The following is a 19,862-nucleotide window of genomic DNA, read 5'->3' as shown; positions in this document are numbered from 1 at the left end:
CAGTCCTTCGTCCGCTGCCGCATCGCAATCCCGAAAACAGGAGCTTGGGCGTTTCCTGATGATTTTCTTGTTTTGGTCGAATTCTTCAAACGATGTCCCGGGGTGCCTGATGTTCCGTTCCGCCTGCCTCTTCCGGGCAGATTCCGTGAACTGATCCTTGGGCGTTGTTTTTGTTGTTCGGATTCTCTTTGGCGTGTCCCGGGCTTGTTTGAAGGTCTCTCAGTTGCTTGGGGGTCGTTTCTTCTTGTTGTTAGCTCGTTGTCCGGCTCTTCTTGTTGTTGTCCGGCTATCCGGCGGCGGTCTGCTTGGGCTTCGCTCCGCCCTTGGGTAACAGCAGCCCGCCGAGGATGATCAGTTCGATATGGCCGACATAGGCGCGGCACACCTCGTCGGTGACAGGGCCGACACCGGCCGCGCGCATCATTGTCTGCCGTCCGAAAAACAGGTGATCGCAGGCGCCGATCAGCGTGGTGTAGAACAGCACCGGATCGACATTGCGGAATTCGCCCGCGGCGACGCCTTCGGCGATCAGCCGGCGATGGAAATCGAGCAGAGGTCCGACGAAGAACTTGGTGACCTCGTCGGCGGCTTCGCGATTGCTGCCGTGCAGCAAATAGTGGATCAGCCGGTTCAAATACGGAAACTGGTGATACGCCTTGATGATGCCTGCGATGTGCAGCTTCATCTTGGTGGTCGCCGACAGCGGCTGTTCCAGCAAATAATCGAGATTGGTCATCTCGGTGGCGGCATCGCGCTCCAGCAGCGCCAGCAGCAAGCCGTCCTTGTTGCCGAAATGATATTTCACCAGCGCGGCGTTGACCCCGGACTTCTGCGCGATGTCCGACAGCGAGATCTCGACCGAGTTGCGCTCGATCATCAATTCGCCGGCGGCGACCAACAGCTTGTCGGCGGTGGAATTCTTCACCGCCGGGAGTCGGGTCGCCAGAACTGGGTTCGGTTGCGCTGCCATCGCCGTCGCAATTAGCCCATCCCGAAGCCGGGCTCAAGCGTTAATTGATTGATTGACTAAATCGCTCCCCACCCCTTAAATCCGCGCCCATCAGCCCCGCCAAACAAACACGAAACAGGGAGAAAACGCATGGCCGAGGCCTATATCGTCGCCGCCGCACGCACCGCCGGTGGCCGCAAGGGAGGCCGTCTCGCCGGCTGGCATCCGGCCGATCTGGCCGCGTCCGTGCTGAACGCGCTGGTCGATCGCTCCGGCGCTGCGCCGGACCAGATCGAGGACGTGATCATGGGCTGCGTCGGCCAGGGCGGCGAGCAGGCCGTCAATATCGGCCGCAACGCGGTGCTGGCCTCGAAACTGCCGGAAAGCGTGCCCGGCACCTCGATCGACCGGCAGTGCGGCTCGTCGCAGCAGGCGCTGCATTTTGCCGCACAGGCGGTGATGGCCGGCTCGATGGACATCGTGATCGCGGCTGGCGTCGAGAGCATGACGCGGGTGCCGATGGGCTCGCCGAGCATCCTCGCCGCCAAGGCCGGGATGGGCACCTACAAGAGCCCGCAGATGGAACAGCGCTACCCGAACATCCAGTTCAACCAGTTTACCGGCGCCGAAATGGTTGCCCACAAATACGATCTGTCGAAGGACCAGCTCGACGAATACGCCTACCAGAGCCACCAGCGGGCGATCGCCGCGACCCAGGCCGGCAAGTTCAAGGACGAGATCATCCCGCTGCCGATCACCCGCGCCGACGGCTCGACCGATACGCACGCGATCGACGAGGGCATCCGCTTCGACGTCACGCTCGACGGCATCAAGGGCGTCAAGCTGATCAACGAAAAAGGAGGCCGGCTGACCGCCGCGACCGCGAGCCAGATCTGCGACGGCGCCTCCGGCGTGATGGTGGTGAACGAAAAAGGCTTGCGGCAACTCGGTGTCAAACCGATGGCACGCATTCACCACATGACGATGATCGGCGGCGACCCGGTGATCATGCTGGAAGCGCCGCTGCCGGCGACCGAGCGGGCGCTGAAGAAGGCCGGCATGACCATCGACGACATCGACCTGTTCGAGGTCAACGAAGCCTTCGCCTCGATCCCGACCGCGTGGCTGAAGGCGACCGGCGCCGATCCGGAACGGCTCAACGTCAACGGCGGCGCGATCGCGCTCGGGCATCCGTTGGGAGGCTCCGGCACCAAGCTGATGACCACGCTGGTGCACGCCTTGCAGCAGTCCGGCAAGCGCTACGGCCTGCAGACGATGTGCGAAGGCGGCGGCATGGCCAACGTCACCATCGTCGAGCGGCTGTAAGCGACAAGCGTCGGCCCTCATCCTGAGGAGCGGTGCTTTCGCCGCGTCTCGAAGGATGAGTTGATCATCCTCATGGTTCGAGACGCGCGCCAACAGGCGCGCTCCTCACCATGAGGCGTCGCACCAAGTCAAAATGAGCGGAAAAATCCGCCGCATCACCACCGAGGACACGCCATGACCCATCCGTCGATTCACGCCCGCACCCAGCCCGACAAGATCGCCTATCAGATGGCCTCGACCGGCAAGGCGATTACGTATCGCGAGCTCGACGAGCTCTCGAACCAGGGCGCGCAACTGTTCCGCACGCTCGGCCTGAAGGCCGGCGATCACGTCGCGCTGCTGATGGAGAATCGCCTCGCCTTCATGGAGATCTGCTGGGCGGCGCAGCGCGCGGGCCTCTACTACACGGCGATCAGCCGCTACCTGAAGCAGGACGAGATCGCCTATATCGTGCAGGATTGCGGCGCCCGTGTCGTGATTACCTCGCCGCAGGGCGCGGACGCGATCGCGCCGCTGGTGAGCACCCTGCCCGGCGTCGCCTTCTTCATGGTCGATGAACCCGCTCCGGGTTTCCGCTCCTGGGACAAGGAGGCCGGCGCGCAGCCGACGACGCCGATCGCCGACGAAGTCGCCGGCTACGACATGCTGTATTCGTCCGGCACCACCGGCCGCCCCAAGGGCATCAAGCGCGAATTCGAAGGCAACGCCATCGACGTGCCGAGCCCGTTTCTGCGTCTGCTGTGCGAGCGGATGTGCGGCATGAACCAGGACAGCATCTATCTGTCGCCGGCGCCGCTGTATCACGCCGCTCCGCTGCGCTTCAACATGATGGCGACCACGCTCGGCGGCACCTCGGTGATCATGGAGCATTTCGACGCCGAGCAGTTCCTGGCGCTGGTCGAGAAGTACAAGGTGACCCAGTCGCAACTCGTTCCGACGATGTTCGTGCGGATGCTGAAGCTGCCGGACGAGGTCCGCACCCGCTACGACGTCTCGTCGTTGAAGGGCGCGATCCATGCGGCCGCTCCCTGCCCGGTCGACGTCAAGGCGAAGATGATCGAGTGGTGGGGACCGATCCTGATCGAGTACTACGCCGGCTCCGAGGGCAACGGCGTCACGGTGTCGACCTCGCAGCAATGGCTCAGCCATCGCGGCACGGTCGGCAAGGCCGTGGTCGGAGTGATCAAGATCCTCGACGAGGCCGGCGAGGAGCTGCCGACCGGCGAGATCGGCACCGTGTATTTCGCCGACGCGCCGGCGTTCAGCTATCACAACGATCCCGACAAGACAAAGAACGCTTACAACGACAAGGGCTGGTCCACGCTCGGCGACGTCGGCTATCTCGACGCCGAGGGCTTCCTCTATCTCACCGACCGCAAGAGCTACATGATCATCTCCGGCGGCGTGAACATCTATCCGCAGGAGACCGAGGACGTGCTGTTGACGCATCCCGACGTCGCCGACGTCGCGGTGTTCGGCGTGCCGAACGAGGAGATGGGCGAGGAGGTCAAGGCCGTAGTGCAGACCCGCGACGGCGTCACGCCGAGCAAGGAGCTCGAGGCCAAACTGATCGGCTTCTGCCGCGACCGGCTCTCCGCGATCAAATGTCCGCGCTCCATCGACTTCGAAGCAGAGCTGCCGCGCACGCCGACCGGCAAGCTGGTCAAGCGCCATCTGAAGGATCGCTACTGGCCGAAGAAGCAGGCCGCGATGGCCTAATCGGCGCGCTCCCTCGATGAATCGTCGCGGGAACGGCGCTGCCGCACCGGACCGCGCAAGGTCGGGGCTGCGACCAAGATAACGAGTCCCGCGGGCGCGCGGGGCGCGCTATGCTGCGGCTCCCTTGGTCGCTCCGGTTCCCATGACGTTGCGTTTTCCGATCCGTGCCGGCGTCGCCGCGTCCGTTCTGGCTCATCTCGGGCTGGTCGGTGCGGTGCTGTTGTTCGCGGAGGTTCGGCCGTTCGCGGAGGTGCCTGAGCAGCGCATCGAAGTCGACGTCGTCACCGCCGACGAGGCGCCCCCGGCTCCGGAGCCGGTGGCAAAGACCAAGCCGGCGCTGGAACTGCCCGAATTCAAACCGACCGCGGAATCCGAACCGGCTGCGCAACAACCGCCGGCGAAGTCCGAACCCGCGCAGAAGCAGGAACCCGCCAAACCAGAACCCGCAAAGCCGGAGCCTGTCCAGAAGCAGGCCACCGCACCCAAGCCGGAGCCGCCAAAAGCCGAGCCGCCGCCGCCGCCAGCGCCGACACCGCAAGCGCAGCAGCAGGCCCAACCGCCCACGCCTGCGCCGTTCCCCCCCGCGATCGCTCAGGAGCCGGACCTCACGGTGAAATACTCCGTGGCGCTTGGCCTGCCGACCGATCCCGCCTTCGACGGGCCGGCGGAGATCGCCGCCGATATCAGCGCTGACGCGGTTGCGGCGTTGCGGCAGCGCATCAAATCCTGCGCGGCATTGCCGGCCTCGGTCGGGCCGTCCGACAATGTGCGGATCGTGCTGCGGGTCGCGCTGTTGCCGGACGGACGATTGGCCCAGGAGCCGATCCTGATCGAGGCCAGCGCCTCGACGAAGGGCCCGGCGCTGATGCAGGGCGCGATCGACGCGCTGGTCAAATGCCAGCCCTACGCCATGCTGCCCAACGACAAGTACAAGGACTGGAAATTGCTCGACATCGGCTTCACGCCGCAGGATTTCCGCGGCGGCTAGGACATCGCGTCTGGAAATCACGACCGCATCGGCTGACGCACCGGCGGCAACGCCGGGCGCGCAGGCCCTCATACAGCCCCTCATAAAGAAAGCTCCGGAACCGCCGGAGCTTTAAGTCAAGGGAGACACGAACCGACCGATCCATCCGGTCGGAATCCGAAACTCGCGCAATCAGAGCATCCGGCGCGGAATGCATCCTTGATGCACGTCAACAATATCCCGTCTCGCGGGATTCGCTATCAAAATGTCGCCGGCCGCTTCTCGCTTTGCACCGCTCGTGCCCCGCCGAATTGCAATTCGTACCGCCGTCGTCATGATGCGCCGCCGCAACAAAGGGAGTCCGGCTTTGACCGCATCACAATGGAGCTTCGCGACCGCCACCGAACTCAGCGCCGCGCTGAAGGCGAAGAAGGTCTCTTCCGTCGAACTGACGCAGGACGCCATCGCCCGCATCGAGCGGCACGACGGTCAGATCAACGCGATCTGCGTGCGCGACTTCGACCGGGCCCTGCAGACCGCCCGCGCCGCCGACCTCGCGCTGTCGCGCGGCGGCCGCGGATCGCTGCTCGGGATTCCGATGACGGTGAAGGAGAGCTTCAATGTCGCGGGCCTGCCGACGACGTGGGGCTTCGTCCCGCACAAGGATTTCGTGGCGCAGGACGACGCACTGGCGATCGAGCGCGTCAAGGCCGCCGGCGGCGTGATCCTCGGCAAGACCAACGTGCCGGTCGCGCTCGGCGACTGGCAGAGCACCAACGAGATCTACGGCACGACCAACAATCCGTTCGACCTCGGCCGCACCCCGGGCGGATCTTCCGGTGGATCGTCGGCCGCGCTCGCGGCCGGCTACGGCGCGCTGTCGCTCGGCTCCGACATCGGCGGCTCGCTGCGGGTGCCGGCGCATTATTGCGGCGTCTACGCGCACAAGCCGACCTTCGGGCTGTGCCCGGCGCGCGGCCACACGCCGCCGCCGCTGCCGCCGCTGCCCTCCAACCGCGACCTGTCGGTGATCGGGCCGATGGCACGCTCGGCCACCGACCTCGCGCTGCTGCTCGAGGTGATGGCGGGACCCGATCCGCTCTTCGACGGCATCGGCTACAAGCTCGATTTGCCCGCGCCGCGCCATGCCGCGCTGAAGGATTTTCGCGTGCTGCTGCTCGACAGCCATCCGCTGCTGCCGACCGGCGCGAGCGTGCGCGGCGCGATCGCGGCGCTCGAATCCGGACTCACCAAGGCCGGCGTCCGCGTCACGCGCACAACGCCGCTGCTGCCCGATCTCGCCGAGACTTCGCGCGTCTATATGCGGATGCTGCTGTCGTTCCTCGCGGCGGGCTTCCCGCCTGAGATTCTCGCCGAAGTCCAGGGCGCCGTGACCGGGCTCGATGCCGCAGACGACAGCCTCCCCGCCGAGCGGCTGCGCGGCATGGTGCTGAGCCATCGCGACTGGGTGATCGCAGATGGCCGCCGCACCGGCCTGCGCGCGCAATGGCACGAGCTGTTCAAGCAGTTCGACGCGGTGATCTGTCCGCTGATGCCGACGCCGGCCTATCCGCACGACCATCACGAGCCGCAGGAAGAGCGCCGGATCCAGATCGACGGCAAGCCCTACCCTTACGTCGATCAGCTGGTCTGGCCAGGCATCGCCACGCTGCCCGGCCTGCCGGCGACGGCGCTGCCGATCGCCATGTCCGCTGAAGGTCTGCCGATCGGCGTGCAGATCGTCGGCCCGTGGCTGGAAGATCGCACGCCGCTGAAACTCGCCGAACTGATCGAGCGCGAATTCGGCGGCTTCAAAGCCCCACCGGCGTTCGTGAGTTAGATCGCGCTCGCAGCACGCGCCGCCATGGTCATCATGGCGGCGCGGCGATCGACCAACACCCGCGGCTGCTGTGGCGAGGGCACAGCTGGAGACAAACGATGATGCAGGATCTCGTTCCCCTCGCCGAGAAGGTCGCGCTGCGACTGATCGCGCAGAAGCAGACCATCGCGGTGGCGGAATCGTCGACCGGCGGGCTGATCGCCGCGGCGCTGCTCGCAGTGCCGGGGGCGTCGGCCTATTTCCTCGGCTCCGCGGTGGTCTATACCCGCGAGGCCCGGCGCATCCTGATGGACATTCCCGATCCGCAGATGAAGGGGCTGCGCTCGTCGTCGGAGCCCTATGCTGAGCTGCTGGCGCGGCAGATGCGCGCGCGCCTGTCCTCCGACTGGGCGCTGTCGGAGACCGGCGCGGCCGGCCCCGGCGGCAACCGCTACGGCGACGCCGCCGGCCACACCTGCATCGCGGTCGCAGGCCCCACGCAGGCGGTGATGACGCTGGAGACGGCGAGCAGCAACCGGCTCGACAACATGCACGTGTTCGCAAACACCGCGCTGACGTTCCTGCTGCACACGATGGCGCAGCGGGATTGAGCCGGGTCAGGCGCGCGGATCGGCGCGGGGCCGGCGAACAGCGCTGCGATCGCCATCGCAGACGAAAAAGGCGGCCGCTGGCCGGCCGCCCTTCGATTTCCGGATCGTGAACCCGAGAGCCTGATCAGCCCCCGATCAGACCGCCTTGGAATACAACTCCTCGACGTATTCCCAGTTGATGAGATTGTCGACGAAGGCCTTGAGATAGTCGGGCCGGCGGTTGCGGTAGTCGATGTAGTAGGAGTGCTCCCAGACGTCGACGCCGAGGATCGGCGTGGCGCCGTGCACCAGCGGATTCTCGCCGTTGGCGGTCTTGGAGATTTCGAGCTTGCCGTCCTTGACCGACAGCCAAGCCCAGCCCGAGCCGAACTGGCCGGCGCCGGCGGCGGCGAAATCGGCCTTGAACTTGTCGAGCCCGCCGAGGTCCTCGTTGATCTTCTTTTCCAGCGCGCCCGGCAGCTTGGTGCCGCCGCCATTCGGCTTCATCCACTTCCAGAAATGGATGTGGTTGAAGTGCTGGCCGGCATTGTTGAACAGCGGAGCGTTCTTGCCGAACGAGCCCTTGACGATCTCCTCGAGCGACTTGCCCTCGAATTCGGTGCCCTTCAGCAGGTTGTTGCCGTTGGTGACATAGGCCTGATGATGCTTGTCGTGGTGATATTCGAGCGTCTCCTTCGACATGTACGGCTGGAGCGCGTCGTAGGCATAGGGCAATTCAGGAAGCGTGAAGGTCATGGGTCATCATTTCCACAATGGTGGGGGACTTCGACTTAACGAGCCCCCTTATAGAAGGTTCCGACTACGGACCCAATATCTATTCTGAATTGCAACAGTGTGTCACGGCCGCGCCCCGTGTGCCGATACCGTCGACGCCTGAACGGCTTAGCGGCTGCCGGCTCACGCCGTGGCCGGCACCGCGAGGCCCTCCCGCCGCTGCGGCGGGCGAACGTTCATCAGCATCTGCGCGGTGCCTGCGATCAGCCCGATCAGAACCGCCGCCTGCCAGGCGCGATCATAATTGCCGAGATGATCGTAGATCACGCCGCCGCCCCAGGCGCCGATGAACGAGCCGACCTGATGGCTGAGGAAGGCGATGCCGGTCAGCGTCGCCATGTAGCGCAGCCCGAACAGTTGCGCGACCAGGCCGTTGACCAGCGGAATCACCCCGAGCCACAGCGTGCCCATCACCGCGGCGAACACCAGCGTGGTGGTCGCCGACGCCGGGAAGTAGAAATACGCCGCGATCGCCAGCGAGCGCACGATGTAGATGCCGCCGAGCAGATATTGTTTGGGATAGCGCCCGCCGAGCCAGCCGAAGGCGTAGGAGCCGATCACGTTGAACAATCCGATCACCGCCAGCGCGCTGGCGCCGAGCGACGGATCGAGGCCGCAGATCGCCAGATAGTTCGGCAGATGCGTGGTGATGAAGACGAGCTGCAGCCCGCAGACGAAGAACGCGATCGCCATCACCATGAAGCCGGAATGGCCGAGGGCGCTCTGCACCACTTCGCCGGCCGACTGCTGCAGATCGTCGGCCTTCTCGATCTCGATCTTGTCGGCGCGGCCGGCGAACAGCGCCGACGGCAGCATCACCGCGACGAGGCCGAGAAAGCCGATCAGCGCCATCTGCCAGCCCGCGGTGGTGATCAGCGTCTGCGCCAGCGGCGAGGCGATCACCAGGCCGAGCGATCCGGCCGCCGACACCGCGCCCATCGCGACGCTGCGCTTGGCCGCCGACACCGTGCGCGACGTGACGGTCATGGTCATGCTGGAGGCGGTGCAGGACAGCGCGATGCCGACGCAGACGCCGGCGCCGAGCGTGAACACCAGCGCCGATTCGGCAACCATCATCAGCACCAGACCGGCGGCATAGACCACGACGCCGCCGAGCATCACCCAGCGGGTGCCGTAGCGGTCGGCGAGCAGCCCGACCATCGGCTGCGTCACGCCCCAGATGATGTTCTGCAGGGCCGTCGCCAGCGAGAAGTCGGCGCTGGTGATGCCGATATCGCGAATCACGGACGGCTGAAACAGCCCGAAGCTCTGCCGCATGCCCATTGCGAGGCTGAGCAGCACGGACGCGCCGATCAGAATCGACCAGCGCTGAAACGAGCTGAGCTGGGCTGCCTTCATGGGATCGTTTCCTCTCGCATCGCGATTTTGAGAATACTCATGCCCTGAAATGCGGCGTTTGACCATCCTTGCGGCCGGTATCGGGGTTCTGCACGGAACGCAGGGGTGGGGTCGACCGCGACGGTCTGTGATCGCGCATCCGGGCACGCGCCGGCCCGACCGGGACCTCTGCGGTTTGCCGCGGTGACGGCTGCGCGAGACGCAGACCCTCCGCCTTGCGCACTGATCATATGTTGATCATAATTCAATCATCGACCGCCGCCCGTGAGCGGTCCGCACGGGCAGGAAATCGCATGACCATCGACGCGCCGGCGGACCGGCCGCTCCCCGCCGCTTCCGCCGAGCGACTGCTCGCCGCGCCGATCCTGCCGACTCTGATCCGGCTGGCGATTCCGAACGTGATCGCGATGGTCGGCACCGCGGTGGTGGCGATCGCCGAAACCTCCTATATCGGCCGTCTCGGCACCGAGCCGCTGGCGGCGATCGCGCTGGTGTTCCCGTTCGCGATGCTGACGCAGATGATGTCGGCGGGCGCGATGGGCGGCGGGGTGTCCTCCGCCGTCAGCCGCGCACTCGGCGCCGGAGACCGCACACGCGCCGAAGTGCTGGCGCTGCACGCGATCATCATCGGCATCGCCGCCGGGCTGGTCTTCACGCTGCTGATGCTGCTGTTCGGGCGGTCGCTCTACGCGCTGCTCGGCGGGCGCGGCGAAGTCCTCGAACAGGCCTGCAGCTATTCGGTGGTGCTGTTCTCGGGCGCGGTGTCGATCTGGCTGGTCAACACGCTGGCGTCGGTGCTGCGCGGCACCGGCGACATGGTGCTGCCGTCGGCGACGCTGCTCGGCGTCGCGGCGCTGCAGATCGTGATCGGCGGCGGACTCGGGCTCGGCCTGTTCGGCCTGCCGCGGCTCGGCATGGCGGGCGTCGCGTCGGGCCAGTTGATCGCGTTTTCGCTCGGCGCGCTGTTCCTGCTGGTCTACATGGCGAGCGGCCACGGACGGTTGACGCTGCGGGTCAAGTCGTTCGTGTTTCAGCGGCCGATGTTCGTCGACATTCTCAAGTTCGGCGCGATGGCCTGCCTCTCGCCGCTGCAATCGGTGCTGACGATCCTGATCTTCACCAAAATCATCGCGAGCTACGGGGTCGCGACGCTCGCCGGCTACGGCATCGGCTCGCGTCTGGAATTCCTGCTGATCCCGATCGCCTTCGCCTTCGGCGTCGCCTCGATCCCGATGGTCGGCATGGCGATCGGCGCCGGTCAGGTGGCGCGGGCGCGACGCGTGGCCTGGATCGCCGGGGCGGTCTCGGCGCTGATCCTCGGGCTGGTCGGGCTCGTGCTGGCGATCTGGCCGTCGCTGTGGGTCGCGCTGTTCACCAGCGATCCCGCGGTGGCCGCGGCGGCGAGTTCCTATTTCAACTGGGCCGGTCCCGGCTTCGCTTTCTTCGGCCTCGGCGTGACGCTGTATTTCGCCTCGCAGGGCGCGGCGAAGGTCGGCGGCCCGGTGCTCGCGGCGACGGCGCGACTGCTGCTGGTCGCGATCGGCGGCACCGCGCTGATCACGTCCGGCGCCCCGGCCTCGGCGCTGTTCGCACTGGTGCTGGTGGCGATGGTGGTCTACGGACTCGGAACCGCCGCCGCGATCCACCTGACACGCTGGGTCAAGTGAATCGCAATCCCGCCGCACCGCCGCGGCGGCCATACCTTTGGCGCGAATCTCGTGCTCTGCTATTCAACGCGTTGCGACGCAGCAGATTTGGCGCGGCGCCGAACGATCTTTCTGGAGGACGTATGACGACCCGAACCGCTCTCGTTGCCGCTGTGCTGTTCGCTGCGCTGGCGCCCGCCGCAGCCAATGCGCAATCGGCATCCGGTCCACAAGGTACCTGGCTGACGCAGGCCGGCGACGCCAGGGTGCGGATCAAGAGCTGCGGCGCGGCGCTGTGCGGCAGCATCGTCTGGCTGAAGCAGCCGATCGATCCGAACACCGGCAATCCGCAAGTCGACGACAAGAACCCCGACCCCGCCCGCGCCGCGCGGCCGGTGCTCGGGCTGCAGATCTTCGGCGACATGCGACCGGTGTCCCAGGGCAAATGGTCGGGCCACATCTACAACGCCGACGACGGCAAGACCTATCAGAGCAGCATCTCGCACACCGGGCCGACGACGCTGTACGTCGAGGGCTGCGTCGGCACGCTGTGCGGCGGCGAGACCTGGACGCTCGCCGGCCGCTGAGCGGCCCCCCTGCCGTCAGGCCTGCATGGCTTTCAGCGTGATCGCCGCGGAGGCATAGCCGCCGCCGGCGCCGTCGATGAAATGCACATGATCGCTGCGCGTCAGCGACGGCGTGAAGCAGGTCATCATCGCGGCCTCCTGCCGGAACAAGCCGTAGCGCGCCACGCCGGCGGACGCTGCGGCGGCGAGGAGCTGCTCCAACGCATCGGCGAGTTCGGGCGTGCAATCCAGGATCATGCGCAGGCCGTCATCGTATTTGCGGAAATCGGAATTCTCCACGACCTCCGCGATATAGGTTCGCGGCACGAAGCCGCCGACGCTGATGCGCAAGCGCATGACCACATACACGAACAGCGTGTACAGCAACACGACGATGCGGCGCTTGATCAGCGGACCGCCGCGCGCCGCGCGCGCCTCGAGGTCGAACCCCGCGGGCGGCCATCGCAAGGCGGGGCCGTGCGATGGCACCGGCCGGCCCGCATCGGGGCTACGCTCGGTGCGCGCGACCGCTTCCTCGATCAGGCGGCGAAACGCGGCCGGATCGGCACCGGCGGCGGGCACGATCAGCACCGACAGGATCACGCCCTGCACCGAGGGAATCTCCTCGAACCGGCAGGACAGGCCGGTGAGGTCCGGCGTCGTTCCGGGCGGCGCCGGGGGGACGGCGAATTCGCCGCGCTTCATCGCCGCCTCCGCCCAGGCGAGCCCGCCGCCCGAGAACATCGCGTAGGACACGTTCGCCGACGGCGCGAACCGGGCGACGCGGACATCGAGCCCCTTCTCCCGGACAGCGGCGACCGGCACCAGCGCGATGCGCATCGTCAATTCGAGTTCGTCCCTGACCCAGGCAGCGGAGGCCGCCATCGCTTCGCGCACACCGGCAAGATCGCCGGGCGCGACCGCGAAGCTCGCGCCGTCGCCGCCGAACACGAACGGAAAGTCGCGGCCCCCGAGCGCGTTGGTGACCGCGGCGATCACCGACGCGCCGGCCATGTTGACGGCCTTGTAGCGCTGCGCCGCGATCGCCTTGGTCGACTCGACGATGTCGGCGGTGCCGATGAACCAGTCGTCGGGCAGCGCCGAATACAGCGCCGGGTCCATCACGCTGCGAAAACCGCGGAAAACCGTCACGCCGTCATAGAACGCGCCGCTGTCGCTTCCGTCCATCGTCGCAGACCTCTCCCGGTCGATCGCCAGAGCAGATACGGCGGTCATCGCCCGAGGTTGCAGGCGCGGCAGTATCAGTCGCCCTTGGCGCACAGGCCCAGCATCGCCGTGACCGTGCCGCGGACGCAGCGCGTCATCGTGATGTCCGTGTACAAGCCATAGGCGAACACGGCCAGCGCAAACAGAACGATGATGCCGAGCGATTTCAAGCGATGCACTCCAACGACGTTCGGTCCCGCGCCCCGGTCAGCAGGCCTGCCACGGCCCGGCCGGTCTCGGCCACCGGCCCGGACTTAGAGCAGAAACACCGCCGAACGATCAACTCCGCCCGCCGTCGCGCCGCGGCGATGCGGAAGCGGCGCGTCAGGCCTTGACGATGCTCGGCAGTCGCGTCGCCGGCGGGGTGTTGCGGGAGCGTTCGCTGCGCACGATGCCGTCGATGATGGTCATGCCGATGCCCGGCAGATCGCCGAGGCGGACGCTTTCCAGCAGCGACGAACTGGCCGAGTGCTGGGCCGCGTCCATGATCACGAAATCGGCGACGCGGCCGACCTCGATCAGGCCGCAGTCGAGATCGCGCATCCGCGCGGTGTTGCCGGTGGCGAGGCAGAACGCCTGTTCGGCGGGAAGATCGCCGAGCGACGACAACAGCGAAATCATCCGCAGGATGCCGAGCGGCTGGACACCGGAGCCGGCCGGGCCGTCGGTGCCGAGAATGACGCGATGGAGATCGCCCATCTCGCGCGCGATCCGCAGCGTGTACAGCGCCGAGCGCTCGTTGCCGTTATGGACCAGCTCGAGCCCGGCCTTGCAGCCCTCGCAGATGCAGCGGATCTGCCCGTCGGGCAGCGCGGTGTGGCCGCCGTTGATGTGGCCGATCACGTCGGTGCCGGCTTCCAGCACCACGTCCTTGTCGATCAGCCCGGAGCCCGCGATGGACGGGCCGCCGGTGTGGATGGTGGACTGGATGCCGTATTTGCGCGCCCACGCCACCATCTTCTTCGCGGTCGGTCCGTCCTTGACGCCGCCGAGCCCAATCTCGCCGAGCAGCTTGACGCCGGCCGCGGCGAGTTCCTTGAAGTCGTTCTCTTCCATCTCGTGCTCGATCACCGGAGCGCCGGCATGGACCTTCACGCCGCTGGCGCGGAAGGCGGAGAAGCTGCGCTGCGCGGTGATCGCCAGCGCCTTGATGCCGATGACGTCGCGCGGCCGGCCGGGATAGTGCACCTCGCCGGCCGAGATCATGGTGGTGACGCCGCCGTGCAGCGAGGAGTCGATCCAGTTGAGTTGGCTCTGCCGCGGCGTCCAGTCGCCCGCCACCGGATGGACGTGGCTGTCGATCAGGCCCGGGGTGACCGCAGCGCCACCCGCATCGACGGTGGTGGTCGCGCCTTCGGTGTCGACGTCCTTCAGCCGACCGATCGCGGAGATCTTGCCGTTCTCCGCAACGATGGTGTCGGCATCGAGGATCGGCTTGTCGAGGTCACCGCTGATCAAGAGGCCGATGTTGCGAATGACGAGCTTGGTCGGTCCCGTGGGCGCGGCGGCGTCGTGAGCCATGTCTGACTTCTCCGAATAAGGTGGGCTCGTTCGTTTGCAAGCTAACGAATTGTAGGCGGCTGCACGGCGCTTGAAAACAGCTTTGACGTCGTGTCGCCGAAATCACTCAGCGTTCGGCGAAGGATTTCTCGAGCACGAAGTCGCCGGCCTCGCCGTGGTTGCCTTCCTCGAAGCCGAGCTCGGCCAGACGGCTCTTCAAATCCCCCATCATCAGCGTGGAGCCGCACAGCATCACGCGATCGCGCGACTTGTCGAGCGGCGGCAGGCCGATGTCGCTGTAGAGCTGACCGCTGTCCATCAGTTTCGAGATCCGTCCCTGATGACGGAACGGCTCGCGGGTGACGGTCGGGTAGTAGATCAGCTTGGCCTTGACGTCGTCGCCGAGGAACTCGTGGTCCTGCAGCGCAGCCACCATCGACTCGCCGTAGGCCAGCTCGGCCACCTGCCGGCAGCCGTGCACCAGCACGATCTTCTCGAACCGCTCGTAGGTCTCGGGATCGCGGATGATCGACAGGAACGGAGCGAGCCCGGTGCCGGTCGCGAGCAGATACAGCGTCGCGCCCGGACGCAGATTGTCGATCACCAGGGTCCCGGTCGCCTTGCGTCCGACGATGATGGTGTCGCCTTCCTTGAGATGCTGCAGGCGCGAGGTCAGCGGCCCGTTCGGCACCTTGATCGAATAGAACTCCAGCGTCTCTTCGTAGTTCGGGCTCGCCACCGAATAGGCGCGCAGCAGCGGGCGGCCGTCGACCCTGATGCCGGCCATGGTGAATTCACCGTTCCTGAACCGGAAGCCGGCCTCGCGGGTGGTGGTGAAGCTGAACAGACGATCGGTCCAGTGGCGAACGGAGAGAACGCGCTCTTCCATCAGATTGCTCACGGGAGAACTCCGGAGTTGGTGTTTGATCGGCCGAACGCGGACGCGCGAGAAACGAGACGGGGCGCCAGCGGGCGGCAGATTGTTTGTACACGAATGAAAATAGGATCGCAGCCCGCCCCCTGTCAACGCGGCGAGCGCCCGTGCCGCGCGGACATTTCAGGCACATCGCGCCGATTTATCGGGCAACCTGAAGGGAAAGACGACGATCAGTGGGAGCCTCGGTGGGCGCGCAGGCGCGCCACCGTTTGTTCCACGCCGCCCCAGGCGGGCGCCTGGGGGGCGAAGGAGGCGCGGAGATAAGTCACCAGCGCCGCGATCTGGTTATCGTCGAAACTGTGGCGGAACCCGGGCATATCCCCCAGTTCGGCCGCCGCCGGACTAGGTATTCCGTCTAGAATGACCCTAATCAGATTGTCGGGGTCCGCGGCGTGAACGTTGGTGTTGAGCGCCAGCGCCGGGCGCACGCCGAACAGGGTCGGCCCGTCGTCGCTGTGGCAGGAGGCGCAGGCGCCCTCGTAGAGCCTGCCGCCGAGCGAATCCAGCGGCCGCAGCGTCGCCGTCGCCGCGGCCTGCAGCGCGGCGGCGCGGGCGGCGGGCGCCTCGTCGGCCGGCGGCGCGAACGACGCCAGATAGGTCGCCATGGCGCGGATGTCGGCATCCGGCAGCGCGGCGAGTTGCTCCACCACCGGCGCCATCGGCCCGGCCGCCGTGCCGTGGAACTGCGAGAACCCGGTGCGCAGATAAGAGAACAGCTCGGCCTCCGTCCACGGAATCGGCGCACTGGAGAGCGCGTTCAGCGCCGGGGCGTGCCAGCCGTCGACGACGCCGCCACTGAGATACGCGGTCCGCGCCTGTTCGGCACCGAGTGCATTGCGCGGCGTGTGGCAGGCGCCGCAATGGCCGAGGCTCTCGACCAGATACGCGCCGCGATTCCATTGCGGCGCTTTGACGGGGTCGGCCTGCATCTGGCCGGTGCGCAGAAACAGCGCATTCCAGCCGGCCATCAGCGGCCGGAGATTGAACGGAAACGCCATCCGCGCCTCGGGCGTCGGCGCCTTCACCGGCGTCTGCGTCATCAGATAGGCGTACAGCGCCTGCAGATCGATATCGCTCGTGCGTGTGAACGAGGCGTAGGGAAACGCCGGATAGAGATGGCGCCCGTCGCGGGCGATGCCCTCGCGCATCGCGCGCTCGAACGCCGCGTAGGACCAGCGGCCGATGCCGGTTTCCGGATCTGGCGTGAGGTTGGTGGAGTACACCGTGCCGAACGGAGTCTCGACCGGGCGGCCGCCCGCATTGGTCGCGCCGCCGATCTCGGTGTGGCACACCGCGCAGCCGCCGAGCGCGGCGAGCTGCCGTCCGCGCGAGATCATCTCGGCGGAGAAGCTCGCCGGATCGGGCGGCGCGATCGGCGCAATGGCACCGCGGATCGGCAGCGCCACCGTCGCCATGCCGAGCGCGCCGACCAGCGCCGCGCCGGCCAGCGCCAACCACGACCGCTTCTTCGGCGCAGGCGCGGGCGGCGGCGGCAGCATCGGATGGCCCAGCGCGGCCCGCACCCGCTCCGGCGTGAATGGCGGCTCGCGCAGCCGCACCCCGGTGGCATCGAAGATCGCATTGGCGATCGCCGCCGCCGACGGTACCGAGGCGGATTCGCCGCTGCCGAGCGGCGGATCGTTCGGGCGCGGCATCAGCACGACGTTGATGACCGGCACGTCCGGGAAGGTGAGGATCGGGTACGCGCCCCATTCCTTGTCGGCCACCGCGGTGCCGGTGAAGCTCACCTGTTCCTTCAGCACGCGGCTGGTCGATTGAATGACGTTGCCGTGGATCTGATGCTCGATCCCGGCGGGATTGATCATCAGCCCGGAATCCTGACCGACCACGACGCGCTTCACCGCGACGTCGCCGGTCGCCTTGTTGACCTCGACATCGGCGACCCACGCCGACCACGCCGCGCCGTAGCCGGGGAATTTGGAGTGGACGTACAGCGCATAGGCGATGCCCTGCCCGCGCACGACGTCGCCATCGACGACTTCCTGGCGCGGGCCGGTGCGATGCGCCCAGCCGGCGCGCGCGGCGACTTCCTTGACCAGATCGACCGCGCGCGGGTCGTGCAGATAGCGCAGCCGATACTCAACCGGATCGACCCCGGCCGCGGCGGCGAGTTCGTCGATATAGCTCTCATGCGCGAACGAATTCGGCAGCGCCGAGACGCCACGCAGCCACGCCGCGCGCACGATCGGCGCCATGTCGTGCACCTTAACGCGGATGTTGTCGTAGGCGTAAGGCGGGATCGCGGTGCGATCGCCCATCTCGAACACCGGATTGTTCGCCGGCACGCGCCCGGTCAGCAGCAGCGCCAGCGTCGTCGCCGCATTCGACGGATAGCGCGTGGCGAAATCATACGCGGCCGGGCTGCCGTCGGCGTTCAGCCCGCCGGAAATCTCCATCAGTTGCGCCGCGCCCTTCGGCTCCCAGGCGTGCTCCTGCTCGCGGGTCAGTTGGACGCGGACAGGCCGCCCCACCGCGCGCGACAGCAGCGCCGCATCCGCAGAAACGTCGTCGGCGCAGTTGCGGCCGTAGCAGCCGGCAGCTTCAAACCGCAGCACCTCGATATCGGACTCGGGGATGCCGAGCAGCACCGAGAGATCGAGCCGCAGCGGATAGGGATTCTGCGTGCCGGACCAGATCGTGGCGGCGCCGTCGCGGACGTCCGCCACCGCGCAGGACGGGCCGATCGAGCCGTGCATCTGATACGGCCAGACATAGCTGCGGTCCATCGGCACCGCGGCGTCGGCGCGGGCGCGATCGACGTCGCCTTTGTCGTGCAGCGTCCGCGTGGTCGCCGGGTTGGCGCGCAGCGCCGTGGCAAGATCATCGAGATCCGGCAGCGGCGGCGGCGGCTTCCATTCCACCTTCAACACGCGCGCGGCTTCGGCCGCCTGCTCCTCGCGCTCGGCGACGACGCCGACGAAGTCGCCCATGCTGATGACCGCGACCACACCCGGAATATGCGCGACGGAGGTTTCGTCGACGCCGATCAGGCTGGCGCCGATGAAGTCGCCGGCATCGATTCCGGCATAAGGCGGCCGCACCACGCGGCCGTGCAACATGCCGGGGACGCGCACGTCGTGCACATAGACGAAGTCGCCGGTCGCCTTGGCCGGAATATCCGAGCGCGCGATGCGCTGACCGACGATGCGATGCTCGGCCACCGGCTTCACCGCCACACCCTCGGCGAGCAACAGCCGGTCGGTGCGGCCCTGCAGCAACGACGCATAGGACACGCCGATATTGGCGCCGCCGCGCGGATGCACGACGCCGTCGGTGACGGCCAGATCGTTCGGCGGCAGTTCGAGTTCTGCCGCGGCCAGGGCGATCAGATGATGCCGCGCCTGCGCCGCAGCGTTGCGCAGCGGCAGCGCCGAGACCTGGATGCTGTCGCTGGCGATGGTTGCGCCCTGGTTCGGCGTGCCGGAGGTGTGGCCGAGCACCATGGTGACGGCGGCGAACGACACGTCGAGTTCTTCCGCCACGATCTGCGCCAGCGCGGTGCGGATGCCGGTGCCGAGATCGACATGGCCGTTGAAGGCGAGCACCCGACCCGAATCGTCGAGAAACAGGAACAGGTCGAGCGCGCCTTCCGGCGGCGGCGCCGTCGGCACCAGGCCCTTGACGTGCTGCGACGGCCGCAACACGGCAAGCGTGCCCGTGCGAGCAAGCAGGTCCTTCGGCGCCGGCGTCGGTTCACTCATCGCGGAGCGCTCATCGCGACATCATCTGCGCCGACGCCGTCCTCGATCGCGCGCACGCCGGCGGCGGCCATGACGGCGCGCATGATTTCCACATGGGTGCCGCAGCGGCACAGATTGTAGCGCAACGCCTCGCGCACCTGCTCGAGCGTCGGCGCCGGGTTGCGCGCGAGAAACGCCACCGTGGTCATGATCATGCCGTTGAGGCAGTAACCGCACTGCGCCGCCTGCGCGGCGATGAACGCGGCCTGCACCGGGTGCAATGCAGTGAGTTCGCCCAAGCCCTCCAGCGTCGTGACGGAGCGCCCCTCGACGGTTCTGAGCGTCACCACGCAGGAGCGCGCCGCAACGCCGTCGATCAGCACCGTGCACGCACCACATTCGCCGAGCCCGCAGCCGAACTTCGGACCGTTGAGACCGAGATCATTGCGCAGCACATAAATCAGCTTGGTGTCGCGGGGCAGATCGACACTGCACGTCGTGCCGTTGACGGTCAGCACCACGGGTTCGCCGGTAAGAGCCGAAGACGCCATGTCAATTGTGCCTTGCAGCAAACGGCACGTGACCGGTTCGGACAGTGTGCACTGCAAACTCAGTTCGTCCCGGCACGTCCGATACCTGCATTCGTGGCAACCTCGCTGTCGTGATTGTTTCTACACCAATAAAATACGTCAAGCGCCGTTTTGCAGTGCGATGATGGTTTGGGCAGACGCTGCCCATTCCTTATGCTTGACTTGGATCGG

The 19,862-nt window shown here is 66.9% G+C and carries 16 protein-coding genes; 7 read left to right on the top strand and 9 right to left on the bottom strand.

All coding sequences use genetic code 11. The annotated features are described in order from the left end of the window. Nucleotides 1-286: 286 nt before the first annotated feature. Nucleotides 287-970, bottom strand: coding sequence for a TetR family transcriptional regulator (locus RPB_RS08475; protein ID WP_011440579.1), 684 nt, complete (start codon nt 968-970; stop codon nt 287-289). Between the two features lie 129 nt (nt 971-1,099). Here RPB_RS08475 and RPB_RS08470 point away from each other — a divergent pair, with 129 nt between their 5' ends. The 5 genes from RPB_RS08470 to RPB_RS08450 all read left to right on the top strand — a co-directional run bounded on the left by RPB_RS08470 (nt 1,100) and on the right by RPB_RS08450 (nt 7,391). Continuing rightward, nucleotides 1,100-2,275, top strand: a complete 1,176-nt coding sequence (locus RPB_RS08470; RefSeq protein ID WP_011440578.1) for an acetyl-CoA C-acetyltransferase — start codon at nt 1,100-1,102, stop codon at nt 2,273-2,275. A 174-nt stretch (nt 2,276-2,449) separates the two neighbouring features. Further along, entirely contained in the window at nt 2,450-3,994 is a 1,545-nt protein-coding gene (locus tag RPB_RS08465) for an acyl-CoA synthetase (RefSeq protein WP_011440577.1), read from the top strand. 142 nt (nt 3,995-4,136) lie between these two features. Then, entirely contained in the window at nt 4,137-4,982 is an 846-nt protein-coding gene (locus RPB_RS08460) for a hypothetical protein (RefSeq protein ID WP_011440576.1), read from the top strand. Between the two features lie 346 nt (nt 4,983-5,328). Then, complete coding sequence (locus RPB_RS08455; RefSeq protein ID WP_041798641.1) at nt 5,329-6,801, top strand: amidase; 1,473 nt, start codon at nt 5,329-5,331, stop codon at nt 6,799-6,801. Nucleotides 6,802-6,902: 101 nt separating this feature from the next. Further along, nucleotides 6,903-7,391: a CinA family protein gene (locus tag RPB_RS08450; protein ID WP_041798640.1), complete on the top strand. Its 489-nt coding sequence runs from the start codon at nt 6,903-6,905 to the stop codon at nt 7,389-7,391. 135 nt (nt 7,392-7,526) lie between these two features. Here RPB_RS08450 and RPB_RS08445 read toward each other — a convergent pair whose 3' ends face one another. Continuing rightward, nucleotides 7,527-8,126, bottom strand: a complete 600-nt coding sequence (locus RPB_RS08445) for a superoxide dismutase (RefSeq protein WP_011440573.1) — start codon at nt 8,124-8,126, stop codon at nt 7,527-7,529. A gap of 162 nt (nt 8,127-8,288) precedes the next feature. Continuing rightward, nucleotides 8,289-9,524 carry an MFS transporter gene (locus RPB_RS08440; RefSeq protein ID WP_011440572.1) on the bottom strand — a complete coding sequence of 412 codons (1,236 nt, stop codon included), beginning with the start codon at nt 9,522-9,524 and terminating at the stop codon, nt 8,289-8,291. Nucleotides 9,525-9,817: 293 nt separating this feature from the next. Between RPB_RS08440 and RPB_RS08435 the strand changes: the two genes are divergently transcribed. After that, the gene (locus tag RPB_RS08435; RefSeq protein WP_011440571.1) at nt 9,818-11,191 is read left to right on the top strand and encodes an MATE family efflux transporter; all 1,374 of its coding nucleotides are present in this window, start codon (nt 9,818-9,820) and stop codon (nt 11,189-11,191) included. 122 nt (nt 11,192-11,313) lie between these two features. Then, nucleotides 11,314-11,757, top strand: a complete 444-nt coding sequence (locus RPB_RS08430; protein WP_011440570.1) for a DUF2147 domain-containing protein — start codon at nt 11,314-11,316, stop codon at nt 11,755-11,757. A 15-nt stretch (nt 11,758-11,772) separates the two neighbouring features. On the opposite strand, the gene RPB_RS08425 is transcribed toward RPB_RS08430, so the two are convergent. The 6 genes from RPB_RS08425 to RPB_RS08405 all read right to left on the bottom strand — a co-directional run bounded on the left by RPB_RS08425 (nt 11,773) and on the right by RPB_RS08405 (nt 19,652). Continuing rightward, nucleotides 11,773-12,924, bottom strand: coding sequence for a DUF3095 domain-containing protein (locus tag RPB_RS08425; protein WP_011440569.1), 1,152 nt, complete (start codon nt 12,922-12,924; stop codon nt 11,773-11,775). 74 nt (nt 12,925-12,998) lie between these two features. After that, a complete protein-coding gene (locus tag RPB_RS25145; protein ID WP_011440568.1) occupies nt 12,999-13,133 on the bottom strand; it encodes a hypothetical protein in 135 nt (44 codons plus the stop codon). A 154-nt stretch (nt 13,134-13,287) separates the two neighbouring features. Continuing rightward, on the bottom strand, nt 13,288-14,484 hold the full coding sequence (locus RPB_RS08420; protein ID WP_011440567.1) for an amidohydrolase family protein: 1,197 nt from the start codon (nt 14,482-14,484) through the stop codon (nt 13,288-13,290). Between the two features lie 106 nt (nt 14,485-14,590). Next, nucleotides 14,591-15,364 (bottom strand): ferredoxin--NADP reductase, encoded by a 774-nt coding sequence (locus tag RPB_RS08415; protein WP_011440566.1) that lies wholly within the window; start codon nt 15,362-15,364, stop codon nt 14,591-14,593. A gap of 206 nt (nt 15,365-15,570) precedes the next feature. Continuing rightward, nucleotides 15,571-19,122 carry a molybdopterin cofactor-binding domain-containing protein gene (locus RPB_RS08410; protein ID WP_011440565.1) on the bottom strand — a complete coding sequence of 1,184 codons (3,552 nt, stop codon included), beginning with the start codon at nt 19,120-19,122 and terminating at the stop codon, nt 15,571-15,573. Then, nucleotides 19,119-19,652 (bottom strand): (2Fe-2S)-binding protein, encoded by a 534-nt coding sequence (locus tag RPB_RS08405; protein WP_049824668.1) that lies wholly within the window; start codon nt 19,650-19,652, stop codon nt 19,119-19,121. The genes RPB_RS08410 and RPB_RS08405 overlap by 4 nt, the downstream gene beginning before the upstream one ends. Nucleotides 19,653-19,862 lie beyond the last annotated feature (210 nt).

Origin of the sequence: Rhodopseudomonas palustris HaA2 (assembly GCF_000013365.1) — a bacterium.
GTDB classification, from domain to species: domain Bacteria; phylum Pseudomonadota; class Alphaproteobacteria; order Rhizobiales; family Xanthobacteraceae; genus Rhodopseudomonas; species Rhodopseudomonas palustris_J.
The sequence above is the reverse complement of the archived record's forward strand: the minus strand, read 5'-3'. Positions and strand labels throughout refer to the sequence as shown.

What these genes read in the sequence shown, in the direction of transcription:
- RPB_RS08470 (WP_011440578.1), top strand. Translation starts at nt 1,100, where the DNA reads ATGGCCGAGGCCTATATCGTCGCCGCCGCACGCACCGCCGGTGGCCGC.
- RPB_RS08465 (WP_011440577.1), top strand. Translation starts at nt 2,450, where the DNA reads ATGACCCATCCGTCGATTCACGCCCGCACCCAGCCCGACAAGATCGCC.
- RPB_RS08475 (WP_011440579.1), bottom strand. Translation starts at nt 970, where the DNA reads ATGGCAGCGCAACCGAACCCAGTTCTGGCGACCCGACTCCCGGCGGTG.
- RPB_RS08450 (WP_041798640.1), top strand. Translation starts at nt 6,903, where the DNA reads ATGCAGGATCTCGTTCCCCTCGCCGAGAAGGTCGCGCTGCGACTGATC.
- RPB_RS08430 (WP_011440570.1), top strand. Translation starts at nt 11,314, where the DNA reads ATGACGACCCGAACCGCTCTCGTTGCCGCTGTGCTGTTCGCTGCGCTG.
- RPB_RS08460 (WP_011440576.1), top strand. Translation starts at nt 4,137, where the DNA reads ATGACGTTGCGTTTTCCGATCCGTGCCGGCGTCGCCGCGTCCGTTCTG.
- RPB_RS08410 (WP_011440565.1), bottom strand. Translation starts at nt 19,122, where the DNA reads ATGAGTGAACCGACGCCGGCGCCGAAGGACCTGCTTGCTCGCACGGGC.
- RPB_RS08405 (WP_049824668.1), bottom strand. Translation starts at nt 19,652, where the DNA reads ATGGCGTCTTCGGCTCTTACCGGCGAACCCGTGGTGCTGACCGTCAAC.
- RPB_RS08445 (WP_011440573.1), bottom strand. Translation starts at nt 8,126, where the DNA reads ATGACCTTCACGCTTCCTGAATTGCCCTATGCCTACGACGCGCTCCAG.
- RPB_RS08440 (WP_011440572.1), bottom strand. Translation starts at nt 9,524, where the DNA reads ATGAAGGCAGCCCAGCTCAGCTCGTTTCAGCGCTGGTCGATTCTGATC.
- RPB_RS08420 (WP_011440567.1), bottom strand. Translation starts at nt 14,484, where the DNA reads ATGGCTCACGACGCCGCCGCGCCCACGGGACCGACCAAGCTCGTCATT.
- RPB_RS08425 (WP_011440569.1), bottom strand. Translation starts at nt 12,924, where the DNA reads ATGGACGGAAGCGACAGCGGCGCGTTCTATGACGGCGTGACGGTTTTC.
- RPB_RS08435 (WP_011440571.1), top strand. Translation starts at nt 9,818, where the DNA reads ATGACCATCGACGCGCCGGCGGACCGGCCGCTCCCCGCCGCTTCCGCC.